Genomic DNA, 13,791 nt, shown 5'->3' with positions numbered 1-13,791 from the left:
AGTCATGTATACAGAACAAGAGCAAAAAGAGTATATGAAAGTATGGTTTTCACTTGCGGAAGAGGCTGGTAGGAATGGATTTACGTGGCCGAGCCTTTTAGAGAAGGAAGAATGGAATCAATATATGGCAACGGGTATGTATCGTATGCCTGTAAACACGTATACTGCTATTTCAAAAGCGACAGAAGAAATTATGTACGTGTTATATAGAACGTATCAATATATTGTAAATACGACAGAAGATTTTCAAAAACTAGGATTTCCAGCTGAAACGTGGGAAATTGTGAGAATGAAACATATTGGTTTGTTTTCATATTTTACAAGGTTTGACTTTATCGTAAATGGTGAAGATATAAAATTAATAGAAGTAAATTGTGACACACCAACAGGTTATTTAGAGCCGTCTGTCGCAAATGAAGTGTTGTGCCGTTATCACGATGTGAATCATCCAAATCATATAGAAGAGCATATTGTGCAGGCGTGGGAACAAATTAAACATGACTATAATATAAGTCCTATCGAGACGATATATTTTACTAGTTATGATTGGCACGATGAAGATCATCAAACAGTTCAATTTTTAAGAAGCTATTGCTTAGATCAATCAACGGACTATATAGGCATACAAGATATCGTTGTTGCAGATGATGGTATATATACGCAAAATGGTGAACGAATCCATTATTTATATAGACTATATCCAATTGAATATTTAGTTTCAGATACTGATAAAAATGGGAAAAGAATTGGACTTCAGTTTTTAGATCATATAGCGCAAGGAAGAGTGAAAATCATTAATCCACCTGCAGCTTTTCTTATGCAAAATAAAAGTGTACTCGCATTAATTTGGCAACTGTTCGAAAAGGGAGTTTTCTTTGAGAAAGAAGAGAGAGAAATCATTCAGAACTACTTCATACCAACATATTTTACAAATAAGCCGTTTTTAGAAAGAAATGAACCATATGTTTCTAAGCCTTTATACGGCCGTGAAGGTGGAGGGGTATCTATATACGATAATGATGAACTATTAGCTGAAGATAAAACGGAGTATTACTTTGAACAGCGAAAAATATACCAGCAATACATAGAAATGCCTGACTATACAATTGACACATGGGATGGTCCGTATACTGGTAAACTATTAATTGGTTCACACTGTATTAGCGGGAGAGCCGCAGGATTATTTTTACGTGTAGGTGAGAAAATAACAGGCAACTTATCGATGTTTACAGGGGTTACGATTGAAGGGTAAGAAATATATGAAAAAAAGCATTAATGGTAGAGCACTTTGAAATTAAAAGTGCTCTTTTTATTTTGAAAAAAATATTATTAAAGAGCGTATTAATTAAAGTGGGACAAATTATATAAATATTAGTATAATTCGATAGTGGTATATTTAATGGGAGATGCTATGATATTTAATTTTTTGAAATGGAGAGAAGTATATGAAGAGTGATAATATTTCAAAAACTATTTCACTTAGTACACAAGTATTAAATCAAGGGGAGGTACTTGCTGCATTAGAACGTTCACTAGCTATGATTGAGTTTGATCCCTATGGAAAAGTAATATGGGCAAATCATAATTTTGCATATGCAATGGGCTATGAAGTGGATGAACTATTAAACAGTCATCATCGTCAGTTTTGTACTTCACAGTTTGCTCAAAGTCCAGAATATGATATCTTTTGGAGAAATTTTCGGAATGGAGTCTCATTTCAAAGGAAAATACAGAGAATCACTAAACAAGGGAAAATTATATGGCTAGAAGCGACATATACCCCTGTTGTAGATAAGAATGGAAAAATTCAAGCGGTTATTAAAGTCGCTACAGATATTACTGCGCGTGAGAATGGAACGGCAAAGGTAACACTTGAATTGCAAGAAATGGCGGAAAATCTAAAGGAACGTGCGCAAGAAGGGATTAAGCGTAGTCATATGGTTTCCGCGGCCATTAAACAAATAGTCGAACAAACTAATGACAATATGAAGTTATTACAAGAGCTTAACGTACAAACTAATATGATACGCGACATGGTAAAAACGATTAATGAAATTGCCACACAAACTAATTTATTGGCCTTAAATGCTGGAATTCAGGCTGCCCATGCTGGTACCTATGGTAGTGGTTTTAATGTTGTTGCAAATGAAGTTCGTAATTTAGCAAATAAAGTTAAAACTGTAACTACAGATGTACACTTTAATGTGGAGAATATAACCAAACAGGTACAAAAGATTAGTGCAGGGACCCTTCAATCAGAAAAGAGAGTTACTGAAAGTTACTCATGTATAGAACAAGCAGTTCATGAATTCAATGGTATTGGTAAAGCGGCTCAGAGACTTGATACACAGGCGAAAACTATAGTAGAGCAACTACAAGGGCAAAAATAACTTCAAATGTTCCTGAAGTTCGAGGCTTAAATACATAAATTGAAAAATATTTATAAGAAACACATTTTAAAATTAAATATGCCATTTTTTTGTTGAAATGGTGCATCGTTATCTTATAGAAAAAGAATCACTAACATAATATGTGATTCTTTTTTTTGGTGTTATATTTGTAATTGATTTGAAAAATATTTTGTTAATTGATAAAAACTACACGTTTTTAAGAGGTATTAAACGTTCTTTCTGTATATGTTAAAAATCAATTTGTTTTTATAGTTCGCTATTTTATAAGTATGAAAAATGATTAAGTTAAAAATTAAGAAAAATATGATAATATATGTATGTAGTAGTTTTAAAAAAATGGGGGAACAATCGTGAAAATGAATGATATAGTGGCAAGTACACCATTGCCAAATACAATCAAAACAATTTCAAATGATTTAAGAAAATTAGGGCTAGAAAAAGGAATGACGGTAATTGTACATTCTTCGCTAAGTTCGATTGGCTGGGTATCTGGCGGAGCGGTTGCGGTAGTAGAGGCGTTAATGAAAGTGATTACGGAAGAGGGAACAATTATTATGCCGACGCAATCTTCAGATTTATCTGATCCAAAACATTGGTCAAGACCACCTGTACCTGAAGAATGGTGGCAGATTATCAGGGATAATGTACCAGCATTTGAGCCACATATAACACCAACAAGAGCAATGGGAAAAGTAGTGGAATGTTTTCGTACATATCCGAATGTAGTACGTAGTAACCATCCGTTAGGAAGTTTTGCTGCATGGGGAAAGCATGCAGAAGAAATAACGATGAATCAGTCGCTATCAATGAGTTTAGGAGAGGAATCTCCATTAAGAAAAATATACGATTTAGACGGATACATATTATTAATTGGTGTTGGATATGATTCCAATACGTCTGTTCATTTATCTGAAGTACGTACTGGTGCATGTGAGTTAATAAAAGTAGGGGCACCAATTATAGAGAATGGGGAAAGAGTATGGAAAGAGTTTGTTGATATGGATTACGATTCTGATAAGTTTGTAGAAATCGGTGTAGAGTTTGAGCGAAAAGGAACTGTAACAAATGGAAAAATAGGAAATGCAACGTGCCGTCTTATGAAGCAACGAGATATCGTTGACTTTGGAACAGAATGGTTTCGTAAGAAAAATCAGTAAGGGATGGTTACAATGAAGGGGAAAAAGGTATTAATTACGAGTGGTGGTTGTTTAGAAAAATGGGACCAAGTACGTGGGCATACGAATATGGCAAAAGGTACAATTGGGAGAATAATCGCCGAAGAGCTTATAAATAAAGGGGCATATGTTATTTATTTACACGGTTATTTCGCTGAAAAACCTAACGATATAAATAATCAATTGGAATTACATCCATTTGAAGGAATTGTTGATTTACAAGATAAAATGAAAAGTATAATTACGCATGAAAAAGTAGATGCGGTTATTATGGCAGCCGCTGGATCAGATTGGATTGTAGACAAAATTTGTGATCAAGAAGGTAATGTTCTTGATATGAATGGGAAAATTCCAAGTGATATAGCACCAATTATTCATTTTCAAAAGGCTCCAAAAGTATTAAAACAAATAAAAGAGTGGGATTCAGAAACGGTACTCGTTGGCTTTAAACTTGAAAGTGATATAAATGAAGAAGAACTGTTTAAAAGAGCAAAGAAAAGAATGGAAGAAGCGAAGGCAAGTGTAATGATTGCGAATTCACCACATTCTTTATATTCGCGCGGAGCAGTACACCACGTAATTGGACAAGACGGTAAAGGGAAGTTATGTAACGGCAAAGATGAAACAGCCAAAGAAATTGTCAAAAGGTTAGAAGTACTATGTAATCACATTACTGTTTTATAATTTTAAGTATTTGGATAAGAATGAATCTGTATAATATATATAGGTAAGCGAAACTTTAATTTATGGGAATTTTACTTTTACACAAACGTTAACCATTTAAGATGGATACATAGCATAATTGGTGAGGAGTGGATTCTATGGAACATTTATTAAAGCAAGCTATAAAACTAAGAAATGAAAAGAAATATGCACAATCGAGAGAGATACTTATTGGGTTAACAAACTTTACGCGGGATGCCGAAGTGCTGTTTCAATGCGCCTGGATACATGATGTAATGGGACTTGAAACGGAGGCTTTGCCGTATTATGAACAGGCAATTGCAAATGGTCTTGATGGTGAGTCACTTTGCGGCGCATATATCGGTCTTGGCAGTACATATCGTTGTATAGGTGAGTATGATAAAGCAATTACAGTTTTAGAAACAGCTTTGCAGCAGTTTCCGGATAATGATGTGATAAAAGTATTTTTGTCATTAGCAAAATATAACGTAAACGATCATGAATCCGCAATGAAATTATTACTTGAAACAGTTTTGAAAGTAGAGGAAGTAAAAGAATATGAACGTGCCATTTCATTTTATAAAGACCATTTAGACGAGGTTTTTAAATAGAGGGTGAATGTATGAATGTCGAACTATCACGAAGGCGAAAAGGTATTTGGTTTGGATTAATATCTTTCATCTTGTTATCAAACTATTTATTGTATGCTCTTCCAATTGTACCAGGTGCTCCGAAAGAAGTAGTGCTTGGCTCTTTGCTAGATTGTATGTTTGTAGTTCCAGTCGTTACGTATTTCTTTATTATTCGAAAAAGATATTCGTTAACGTATATAATACCTGTCGTAATAGCCGGGTATATATTTGCAAGGTTTATTATTCCAAATGACTATTTTCAAGCTTTTTCGTACGTTTCCTATATTATAGTTGCAGGAGAAATTGCGTTTGTATGCTTAGAGTTATTCCTTCTTTATAAAATCGTTAGAATGCTGCCTAACATAATAAAAAAATATAAAGAATATAAAAGAGAGTGTTCTCCATTTTCTTATGCGATTGATGCAGCGTTTGATGCTACTATGGAAAGAAATAAATTAGTAGATATCATTGTAACAGAGTGTAAGTTAATCTATTATGCATTTTTATCGTGGCGTGCAACAGTACCGGAAGGTGAATCTGTATACACCTATCACAAAAAGACTGGTGCAATAGGTGTATATATCATGATCATTCATGCTACCTTAATAGAAAGTATCGGTTTTCATTATTTGCTTCATCAATGGAATCCAGTAGTAGCATGGATTTTACTTGTCTTAAACGTATACGGAATGGTTTATTGTTTAGCTGAAATACAAGCAATGCGTAAAAATCCGATTATCATTACAGAAGAACAAATAATCATTCAAATCGGATTAGGAAAGAAAATTGTTATACCATTTACACAAATTGATAAAATTTCGTTTTATAAAGGAGAATCTTTAAAGAAAGAGAAAGAGGTCCTTGACGCAACTGTGATGGAATTTATAAAGGAACCTCCAACATTTGAAATAACACTAAAAGAGCCAGTGAAGGCGCGATTGTTATATGGATTTTCTAAAACTGTAAGTCGTGTTCACTTAAATGTTGATGAGGAACGGAAATTTTATGATATGGTTACGGAGAAGTTGAAACATGAATAATGCTATTGGAGTTCCTTCTAACTTAGAAGGAGCTTTTTTGTGAAGTAGAAAATGAAATCATATAAATTCTAACTTAAAAAACAATGAATGAATGAATTGACTAAACGCTTTCTTAGTGGAAATATAAAGGGATATAATGAAAGAACTAAAATAAAAGGGGCATTTAAAACATGAGTTGCTTACGTCCGTCAGGGATTGAAATTATTGAAAGAAAAATTCGCTATGATGCTACAACTGTAGATCATGCTTGTTTATTAATAGAAACGCAGCCAGATAAAATTGTTTTATACCATGAAGTACAGTACTCTTTTACAATGGCAGCAAACGATACGAAGTTAACGATCCCGAAAGGAAGTTATACAGTTGCATATTACTGGAGGAATCGTCCATATAATTTATACGTTTGGAGAGATCAGGATGGGAGTTATCTAGGTTCTTATTTTAATATTGTAAAGAATACTGATATAACGGATGAAGTGGTATCCTTTGAAGATCTAATCCTTGATATTATGGTACTTCCAAGTGGAGAATTATTTATATTGGATGAGGATGAATTACCTGAGCCGTTAGAACATTTTGAAGATGGATATGTAGAAAAAGCTCTTCATACGGTGAAAAATACAATTCAAGAATCGCTTCCGAATATCATTTCAGAAACTGCTAACATTTTTATAAATAAATACCGTTTATTAAAACCTAGTTGACTTATCGGAAAAATTTGTATAATATGTAGTTAATTCTATAACGTATAGCTGATTGGAGAAACCAAAGGCATTTCATTACAAGATGAAATGCCTTTGGTTTTTTTATTATACAAATGTTGTATCTATTCATTTGAATGAATCATTTCAAGGAGGGGAAGAAGTGACTGTTTCAATTAATGGAGTATCAAAATATTTTTCGAAACAAACTGGTACGGTCCAAGTATTAGAAGATATTAATTTTCAATTAGAGAGAGGGGACCTTGTCACTGTAATCGGACCGAGTGGTTGCGGAAAAAGTACGCTTTTGAAAATTGTTGCTGGATTAGATGACGAATTTGAAGGTAAAGTTGTTATCGATGGGGAGCAAATCGTAAAACCGAGTAAGAAACAAGGATTTATTTTTCAAGAACACCGCTTGTTTCCATGGCTAACAGTTGAAGAAAATATTGCTGCAGATTTGTCGTTAAAGGATAAGTATGTAAAAGATAAAGTAAAAGAATGGGTTGAAATCGTTCGATTAGACGGTTTTGAAAAATCTTATCCGAAAGAAATTTCAGGCGGGATGTCACAACGTGTTGCGATTGCGAGAGCTTTATTAAGAGATCCGAATGTATTATTACTTGATGAGCCATTCGGGGCACTTGATGCTTTTACTAGAAGTCATTTGCAAGAAGTATTGTTGAATATTTGGGAGCAGAAGAAAATAACAATGATATTTGTTACTCATGATATAGACGAAGCGATATATCTTTCAAACCGAATAATCATCATGAGTGCAAAGCCTGGAAAAATACATAAAGTGATTGAAAATAATTTACCTTATCCACGTAGTAAAACTTCGGAATTATTCCAAGAAATTCGTACGAAAATATTGCAGCAGTTTGAACACGGGGGACTGATTCAAACGAGTATATAGGAAAGGATGGATTATATATGAATAAAAAAGGCAAAGTTCTTTCTTTTGCATTAGCTATATCTTTATTTTTATTAGGGTGTGAAAAAAGTACAGCAAGTAGTAAGAAAGAAGATGTAACCATTCAAATAGGTATACAACAAGGGTTAAGCCCGCTCTTACTGGCACAGAAAAAGGGATGGTTTGAAGAGGAGTTTAAAAAAGAAGGAGTTAAGGTGAAATGGACAGAGTTCCAAAGCGGACCTCCTTATTTTGAGGCAATCGCATCAAATCGATTAGACTTTGGCGAAGTTGGCAACTCTCCAGTTATTTCCGCGCAAGCAGCAGGTATTGAATTTACTGAAATTGCTAATACAAGTTATGCGAGAAAAGGAACAGGTATTCTTGTACAAAAAGATAGCAAGATTACGAGTGTAAAAGATTTAAAAGGTAAAAAAATCGCAGTAGCAAAAGGAAGTAGCGCATTTAATTTATTATATCGAGCATTAGATAAAGAAGGTATCAATACGAAAGATGTAAATGTCATTCAGTTGCAGCCAGATGAAGCACAGCCGGCATTTGAATCCGGATCAGTAGATGCATGGGCAATTTGGGATCCATTCATTTCGCTACATACATTAAATAAAGGTGCCAAGGTTATTACAGATGGTGAACAATTAAATGTTTCTTCTCCAGAATTCTTAATTGCGAGAACAAAATTTGTGAAAGAACATCCAGAATTAGTTGAGAAATTCCTTAAAGTTTATGAAAAGGCACGTGTATGGCAAGAGTCAAACTTAGATGAAGCGATAAAAATATATACTTCTGCAAAGAAAATAGATGCTGAAATTGTAAAAGAAGTATTTGATCACGACAAGCCAATTTTAGTTCCAGTAACGAAAGAAATAATAACTGAACAGCAAAAGACAGCGGATTTTCAATATAAGCTCGGTTCTATAAAGAAAGAAATAAAGACAGATAAAGTTGTAGACAATTCTTACGTAGAAAAAGCGTTAAAGGCAAAATGAAAAGAGGTTTTGTAAATTGGAGAATACGAAAGCTGTTATGAAACCAGCAGGTATAACGATTGCCAAAAAGAATGTAAAGAAAGTGCGAAAGACGAATATAAAAGTGCTAGTAAGAGCAATTACTATACCAATTATCGTATTAATTATTTGGCAGTTAGCCGGCGTATTCGATTTCGTTTCTAAAACAGTTTTACCGACGCCATTAGATATATTTCTAGCTTTTCAAGAACTTATAAAAACAGGAGAGTTATTCGGTCATTTAAGTATTAGTGTATTTAGGGCTGCGGCTGGTTTCTTTATCGGCGGGAGTTTAGGAATTATTTTAGGAACCATTGTTGGATTTTCAACGAGAAGTGAGCAATATTTAGATCCGTCTGTACAGATGTTAAGAACTGTGCCCCATTTAGCAGTGGCACCGCTTTTCGTACTATGGTTCGGTTTTGGAGAAACATCGAAAGTATTATTAATTGCGGACGGCGCATTTTTTCCTTTATACGTAAACGCGTTTTTAGGGATACGAGGTGTAGATTCAAAATTATTTGATGTTGCGAGAGTGTTAGAGTTTAGTAAAAGAAAATTAATTACGAAATTGATTTTACCTGCCGCATTGCCAAACCTATTACTTGGAGCAAGATTATCTTTAGGGGTTGCATGGGTGAGTTTAGTGGTAGCAGAACTTATGGGCTCTACAGAAGGTATTGGTTATATGATTATGGATGCAAGGCAATTTTCAAATACAGATATCGTATTTGTCGGTATTATTATCTTTGCATTTGTCGGGAAGTTTTCTGATTCACTCGTACGTTTACTAGAAGTAAAGTTTTTGAGATGGCGAGATAATTTTAAAGGGGAGACAGGGAATTAACATATAAATTATTAGGGGTAATTTATATAGATTATTTCAGTATACGTATTAATAAAAATAAGGGATGTGTAAAGATATGGATTTGTTATGGTTTATTCCAGCCTATGGAGATGGTCGATATTTAGGGACGACAAAACGAGGAAGGACAGCTGAATATGGTTATTATAAGCAAGTTGCACAGGCAGCTGATTATTTAGGATATACAGGTGTGTTGCTTCCAACTGGTCAAGGGTGTGAAGATCCATGGGTATTAGCATCGGCACTTGCAGCCGAAACAGAGAAATTAAAATTTTTAGTAGCAGTTAGACCAGGACTTATGTCACCGACAGTTGCAGCGAGGATGGCATCGACATTTGATAGAATTTCAGATGGGAGGTTACTTATTAATGTAGTAGCTGGAGGAGATCCTGTTGAATTGCATGGCGATGGATTATATCTTGAACATGATGAAAGGTATGAAGCAGCGGATGAATTTTTAAAAGTTTGGAAATCGACCTTACAAGGTGAAACGATCTCTTTAGAAGGGAAACATATTAAAGTTACGGATAGTAAAGTTGTATTTCCTCCTGTTCAAACACCGTATCCACCAATTTATTTTGGCGGATCGTCTGCTGCAGGTAAAGAAGTTGCAGCTGAACATAGTGATGTATATTTAACGTGGGGAGAGCCGCCAGAGCAAGTGAAAGAGAAAATAAAAGAAGTAAGAAGGCTTGCAGAAGAGAAGGGGCGTACGGTACGATTCGGCATCAGATTACATGTAATTGTAAGAGAAACAGAGGTAGAAGCATGGGAAGAGGCTGAAAAGTTAATTCGATATGTAGATAATGAAACAATTGAGCTTGCTCAAAAAACATTTGCCAGATATGATTCAGTCGGACAAAAACGAATGACTCATTTAAATAAAGGTACGAGAGAGTCGTTAGAGATAAGTCCTAACTTATGGGCTGGCATAGGGCTTGTAAGGGGTGGTGCAGGTACTGCTCTTGTAGGAGATCCGCATACAGTAGCAAATAGAATAAAAGAATATGAAGCTTTAGGAATTGATACGTTTGTTTTATCGGGATATCCGCATTTAGAAGAAGCGTATGAAGTAGCAGAATTATTATTCCCATTATTGAAAGACGAGAATAAACAAGAAAATAAAATTGTTGGTGAAATGATTGCGGATGCATATGCATTAAAAAAATAGTGAGGATTAAAGTTTCACCTATGTTTTGCTTTATTTTGTTTACTGCCTGTTAATACGGGATAATAAACCCGCAAGTATTTCACTTGCGGGTTTTCATCGTAAACTATTAGAAAATATGGTAAAATTAAATAGTAACTTAAGGTACGGTTGGTTGTTCAATTATCACTTCTCCAAAGTAGGAGGGGGGTGATAATACGTGAGTGAAATAGCGTTGCTACTGCAGGGTGGACTGTTTCTCGTTGCATTGTTAACGTTCGTCGTCGTTTTAATAGACAAGCTCAAAAAATAACAACCCACCTATGCCAATAGAATGTGGGTTGTTTTGTTTGTAAGAAACAAATAGGATAAATGAACAATCCAATCTGCTAAGTTACGTGGACTAGTGTGTAGCCGCACACTAGTCTTTTTTATTTATATACAATTAATAATTGGTTTATGTGATTGTATTGTTCTTTTCATACTTATTATAACACAGTGTCTTTTCATCAAGAAAGGAGACCGTATGTTCTGATTCTGATTAAATAGAAGGAGTTTTTTCTTTAAATAGCCCATCCATATACTGTTTTAAAGTTTGGACATAAAATTCCTGCTTACTTACATTATTTACGCCGACAATAGGCGATGAAAGTTCATATCTCTTTTCTGATAAATGAACGACAACGTCAAAAATATCAAATAGACGAATGAAACAGAACAGGCCATCTTTATCACTTAATAAAATAAAGTAATGGTTTTCGCTATTTGTATTTAATGTATTCCATAAAGAACTTTTGCTTAAATCGCGGACAATGCTCTTTTCTTTTAATTCGATGAAATCCGCATTTGATAGAATGTTAGAAATATCAATCGCGTCTGGATCTTCAAAATAGCCATCAACAGCTTGGACAGCGAAAGTATAAGCCATTTTTAATACACTCATTTTGTATTTACGGTTATCTAAAAGTAATTCACGTTGGATAGAGCTAGCTACTTTCGTGACACGTTCTTCTTTCCAAATTTCATTATGTAGTGAAATATCGTGCTTTTTACATAGTTTCATAATTAATGCATTGGAATAAAGTATTTCATCACTTACTTCAACAACATCTGTCTCAGCAGCCGCAAGTTCCTCACCGTGTTTATTCGTATAGAGAGGAGAATCAATTTGTTTTTTCATTTGCTCAATCTTAAATTGACTTAATTTATGTCGAATTAAGGGACGGTCAATATTTGTTGTCATTTGTTCATGGCAAGTATCACAAATAGAGTTTGTGAAATAATATCCACATAATATTTCTGGGATGACATATTGTTCACTAAGTTCTTTCGTATCTTTTCTGCAAATGATGCATTGTGTCATTTTTATCACCTTTACCTGCAAATTTGTATGTAATCTCATTGTAGTGTATTTATTGGTATTTTGGAATATTGTAAAGGAAAATATTATGTGAAATTCTTGCTTATTTTGGTACAATGAAGAGAAGTGCTAGTTTAAAGGAGGACGTTTTTTTGAAATCGAAAGTGCACTTTTGGACATTAGAAGTGCTAATGGTTGTAGCGATCATATTTATTTGCACAAAAATATCGTTTTTATTTCAACCGATTGGTATCTTCATATCGACGTTGTTTTTCCCAATCTTAATCGCGTTATTTTTATACTTCATATTTAACCCATTGTTAGTCTTTTTGGAGAATAAAAAAGTACCTAGAAATTTAGCGATTTTACTGTTATATCTTTTTATCATAACATTAACTGCGGTTGGAGTTGGAGTTGTTGTTCCAACAATCTCACAACAGCTAATGGACTTAGTAAAAAATATGCCAGGTTATATTAAAGAGGGAAAACTATACATACAAGATTTATCCCATCACAGATTATTTGAATGGTTATCTACACAAAATTATGTTTCCATTGAAACAATTGAGAAAAATGCGATTGAATACTTAAAGGATATACCAAACACAATTACGTCGAGTGCAACGGCTTTATTTGGTATTATCACGAACGTTGCATTAGTTATCTTCACAGTACCATTCATTTTATTTTATATGTTTAAAGATGGACATGCCTTTCCAGGTAAAGCAGTAAGTCTATTACCAGAATCTTACCGTGAAGAAGGACTTCGCATCATTAAGGAAACGAATGAAACATTATCTGCATATATTCAAGGGCAAGCGCTCGTTTGTATATTTGTAGGTGCTTTTACTTTTATCGGTTATTTAATTATCGATTTACCGTACGCTTTTGTATTAGGAATTATAGCAGCATTTACAAATATCATTCCTAACTTAGGTCCATTTATCGGTGCAGCACCAGCTGTAATTGTGGGTCTGTTCGTATCTCCGATGCAAGCGTTGTACGTAATTATTATCGTAACAATTGTACAACAGTTTGAAAGTAACATCATTTCACCGCGTATTATGAGTTCAAAATTAAATATCCATCCGTTAACAATTATTATTTTAATTTTAGGGGTAGGTAATTTTGCGGGAATTATCGGAATGATTTTAGCAGTACCAGTTTATGCAGTAACGAAAACAGTTGTATCGAACTTAGTGAGACTGTTTAAGACGAAACGAAGTAATCGAAAATAGTATATGTTGAGAAAGATACACCGCTTTTTAAGTGGTGTATCTTTTGTTTGATTACTCGAAATTAAAAGTGCAAGGGTCTAATTTTATTATATATTTATTACACATCAAATATAACGATATACTTGTGTGATATTATGTCTATAAAACTATGTGGAATCCCTCTGAACTATCCAAATCATTTCTTTAGAACGTGCTATCAACATCATAATCGACTCCTTTCAATTTTTATATTTTAAAGGTTTATAGGTGAGAGTAGTATTTGCTTCTACGATCTCGAATTTCGTCTATAACCTGTTTGTATTGTTGTTCTTGTTTTAATTCAGCTTCAGAATAGTTTTTTTTCTGAATTGTAATTGTTAAAAAGAAAAGGTGAAACTTCATAATACATTCCTCCTTTCGAAAGGAATTATAGATGGCTACAGTAGTGACTTTGACGTTCTTTTACATCTTCCATAGCTTTATTGATTTGATGATCATGCAATATTTCACTGTCGGAGAACTTAGTTTTTTGAATCGTAATGGTTAAAAAGAATACTTTAAATTTCATTAGTTTTTTGCCCCTTTATAAATGATTTAGAAAAGACGATTGTAATAAGA

Annotated in this window: 16 protein-coding genes; 13 read left to right on the top strand and 3 right to left on the bottom strand. The window is 33.9% G+C overall.

The genetic code is table 11. The features are described from left to right. Window positions 1–4 precede the first annotated feature (4 nt). The 12 genes from MR113_RS17290 (at window position 5) to MR113_RS17235 (ending at window position 10,909) form a co-directional block, all read left to right on the top strand. Window positions 5–1,252, top strand: coding sequence for a glutathionylspermidine synthase family protein (locus MR113_RS17290; RefSeq protein ID WP_242255756.1), 1,248 nt, complete (start codon window positions 5–7; stop codon window positions 1,250–1,252). A gap of 193 nt (window positions 1,253–1,445) precedes the next feature. Then, on the top strand, window positions 1,446–2,390 hold the full coding sequence (locus MR113_RS17285) for a methyl-accepting chemotaxis protein (protein ID WP_242255755.1): 945 nt from the start codon (window positions 1,446–1,448) through the stop codon (window positions 2,388–2,390). A gap of 377 nt (window positions 2,391–2,767) precedes the next feature. Further along, window positions 2,768–3,568, top strand: coding sequence for a BA2930 family N-acetyltransferase (gene aacC, locus MR113_RS17280; RefSeq protein ID WP_144612071.1), 801 nt, complete (start codon window positions 2,768–2,770; stop codon window positions 3,566–3,568). 12 nt (window positions 3,569–3,580) lie between these two features. After that, on the top strand, window positions 3,581–4,270 hold the full coding sequence (locus MR113_RS17275) for a phosphopantothenoylcysteine decarboxylase domain-containing protein (RefSeq protein ID WP_242255753.1): 690 nt from the start codon (window positions 3,581–3,583) through the stop codon (window positions 4,268–4,270). Between the two features lie 137 nt (window positions 4,271–4,407). Beyond that, window positions 4,408–4,881 carry a tetratricopeptide repeat protein gene (locus MR113_RS17270; protein WP_132132568.1) on the top strand — a complete coding sequence of 158 codons (474 nt, stop codon included), beginning with the start codon at window positions 4,408–4,410 and terminating at the stop codon, window positions 4,879–4,881. 11 nt (window positions 4,882–4,892) lie between these two features. Further along, window positions 4,893–5,942 carry a hypothetical protein gene (locus MR113_RS17265; RefSeq protein WP_242255752.1) on the top strand — a complete coding sequence of 350 codons (1,050 nt, stop codon included), beginning with the start codon at window positions 4,893–4,895 and terminating at the stop codon, window positions 5,940–5,942. Window positions 5,943–6,112: 170 nt separating this feature from the next. Further along, on the top strand, window positions 6,113–6,646 hold the full coding sequence (locus MR113_RS17260; protein WP_242255751.1) for a ribonuclease FAU-1 family protein: 534 nt from the start codon (window positions 6,113–6,115) through the stop codon (window positions 6,644–6,646). Between the two features lie 160 nt (window positions 6,647–6,806). Continuing rightward, on the top strand, window positions 6,807–7,562 hold the full coding sequence (locus tag MR113_RS17255) for an ABC transporter ATP-binding protein (RefSeq protein WP_242255749.1): 756 nt from the start codon (window positions 6,807–6,809) through the stop codon (window positions 7,560–7,562). Between the two features lie 17 nt (window positions 7,563–7,579). Continuing rightward, window positions 7,580–8,566, top strand: coding sequence for an aliphatic sulfonate ABC transporter substrate-binding protein (locus MR113_RS17250; RefSeq protein WP_242255748.1), 987 nt, complete (start codon window positions 7,580–7,582; stop codon window positions 8,564–8,566). A 16-nt stretch (window positions 8,567–8,582) separates the two neighbouring features. Continuing rightward, a complete protein-coding gene (locus tag MR113_RS17245) occupies window positions 8,583–9,431 on the top strand; it encodes an ABC transporter permease (RefSeq protein WP_242255746.1) in 849 nt (282 codons plus the stop codon). A 76-nt stretch (window positions 9,432–9,507) separates the two neighbouring features. Then, entirely contained in the window at window positions 9,508–10,620 is a 1,113-nt protein-coding gene (gene ssuD / locus MR113_RS17240) for an FMNH2-dependent alkanesulfonate monooxygenase (RefSeq protein WP_242255744.1), read from the top strand. A gap of 196 nt (window positions 10,621–10,816) precedes the next feature. Further along, the gene (locus MR113_RS17235; RefSeq protein WP_001289320.1) at window positions 10,817–10,909 is read left to right on the top strand and encodes a putative holin-like toxin; all 93 of its coding nucleotides are present in this window, start codon (window positions 10,817–10,819) and stop codon (window positions 10,907–10,909) included. A 228-nt stretch (window positions 10,910–11,137) separates the two neighbouring features. Here the strand turns inward: MR113_RS17235 and MR113_RS17230 are convergent, their stop codons facing one another. Further along, the gene (locus MR113_RS17230) at window positions 11,138–11,959 is read right to left on the bottom strand and encodes an HNH endonuclease (protein ID WP_242255742.1); all 822 of its coding nucleotides are present in this window, start codon (window positions 11,957–11,959) and stop codon (window positions 11,138–11,140) included. A 149-nt stretch (window positions 11,960–12,108) separates the two neighbouring features. On the opposite strand from MR113_RS17230, the gene MR113_RS17225 reads away from it, so the two are divergent. Further along, on the top strand, window positions 12,109–13,194 hold the full coding sequence (locus MR113_RS17225) for an AI-2E family transporter (protein ID WP_000837880.1): 1,086 nt from the start codon (window positions 12,109–12,111) through the stop codon (window positions 13,192–13,194). A 240-nt stretch (window positions 13,195–13,434) separates the two neighbouring features. On the opposite strand, the gene MR113_RS17220 is transcribed toward MR113_RS17225, so the two are convergent. Together MR113_RS17220 and MR113_RS17215 are read right to left on the bottom strand one after the other, a co-directional pair. Next, entirely contained in the window at window positions 13,435–13,575 is a 141-nt protein-coding gene (locus tag MR113_RS17220) for a YrzI family small protein (protein ID WP_088321443.1), read from the bottom strand. A 25-nt stretch (window positions 13,576–13,600) separates the two neighbouring features. Further along, complete coding sequence (locus MR113_RS17215) at window positions 13,601–13,741, bottom strand: YrzI family small protein (protein WP_000669812.1); 141 nt, start codon at window positions 13,739–13,741, stop codon at window positions 13,601–13,603. Window positions 13,742–13,791 lie beyond the last annotated feature (50 nt).

This window comes from Bacillus cereus group sp. BfR-BA-01379 (assembly GCF_022663605.1).
GTDB classification, from domain to species: domain Bacteria; phylum Bacillota; class Bacilli; order Bacillales; family Bacillaceae_G; genus Bacillus_A; species Bacillus_A mobilis.
The sequence above is the reverse complement of the archived record's forward strand: the minus strand, read 5'-3'. Positions and strand labels throughout refer to the sequence as shown.

Excerpts from the sequence above, each read along its gene's own strand:
- MR113_RS17275 (WP_242255753.1), top strand. The coding sequence starts at position 3,581 with ATGAAGGGGAAAAAGGTATTAATTACGAGTGGTGGTTGTTTAGAAAAA.
- MR113_RS17265 (WP_242255752.1), top strand. The coding sequence starts at position 4,893 with ATGAATGTCGAACTATCACGAAGGCGAAAAGGTATTTGGTTTGGATTA.
- MR113_RS17215 (WP_000669812.1), bottom strand. The coding sequence starts at position 13,741 with ATGAAATTTAAAGTATTCTTTTTAACCATTACGATTCAAAAAACTAAG.
- ssuD (WP_242255744.1), top strand. The coding sequence starts at position 9,508 with ATGGATTTGTTATGGTTTATTCCAGCCTATGGAGATGGTCGATATTTA.
- MR113_RS17250 (WP_242255748.1), top strand. The coding sequence starts at position 7,580 with ATGAATAAAAAAGGCAAAGTTCTTTCTTTTGCATTAGCTATATCTTTA.
- MR113_RS17270 (WP_132132568.1), top strand. The coding sequence starts at position 4,408 with ATGGAACATTTATTAAAGCAAGCTATAAAACTAAGAAATGAAAAGAAA.
- MR113_RS17260 (WP_242255751.1), top strand. The coding sequence starts at position 6,113 with ATGAGTTGCTTACGTCCGTCAGGGATTGAAATTATTGAAAGAAAAATT.
- MR113_RS17230 (WP_242255742.1), bottom strand. The coding sequence starts at position 11,959 with ATGACACAATGCATCATTTGCAGAAAAGATACGAAAGAACTTAGTGAA.
- MR113_RS17220 (WP_088321443.1), bottom strand. The coding sequence starts at position 13,575 with ATGAAGTTTCACCTTTTCTTTTTAACAATTACAATTCAGAAAAAAAAC.
- MR113_RS17290 (WP_242255756.1), top strand. The coding sequence starts at position 5 with ATGTATACAGAACAAGAGCAAAAAGAGTATATGAAAGTATGGTTTTCA.
- aacC (WP_144612071.1), top strand. The coding sequence starts at position 2,768 with ATGAATGATATAGTGGCAAGTACACCATTGCCAAATACAATCAAAACA.
- MR113_RS17285 (WP_242255755.1), top strand. The coding sequence starts at position 1,446 with ATGAAGAGTGATAATATTTCAAAAACTATTTCACTTAGTACACAAGTA.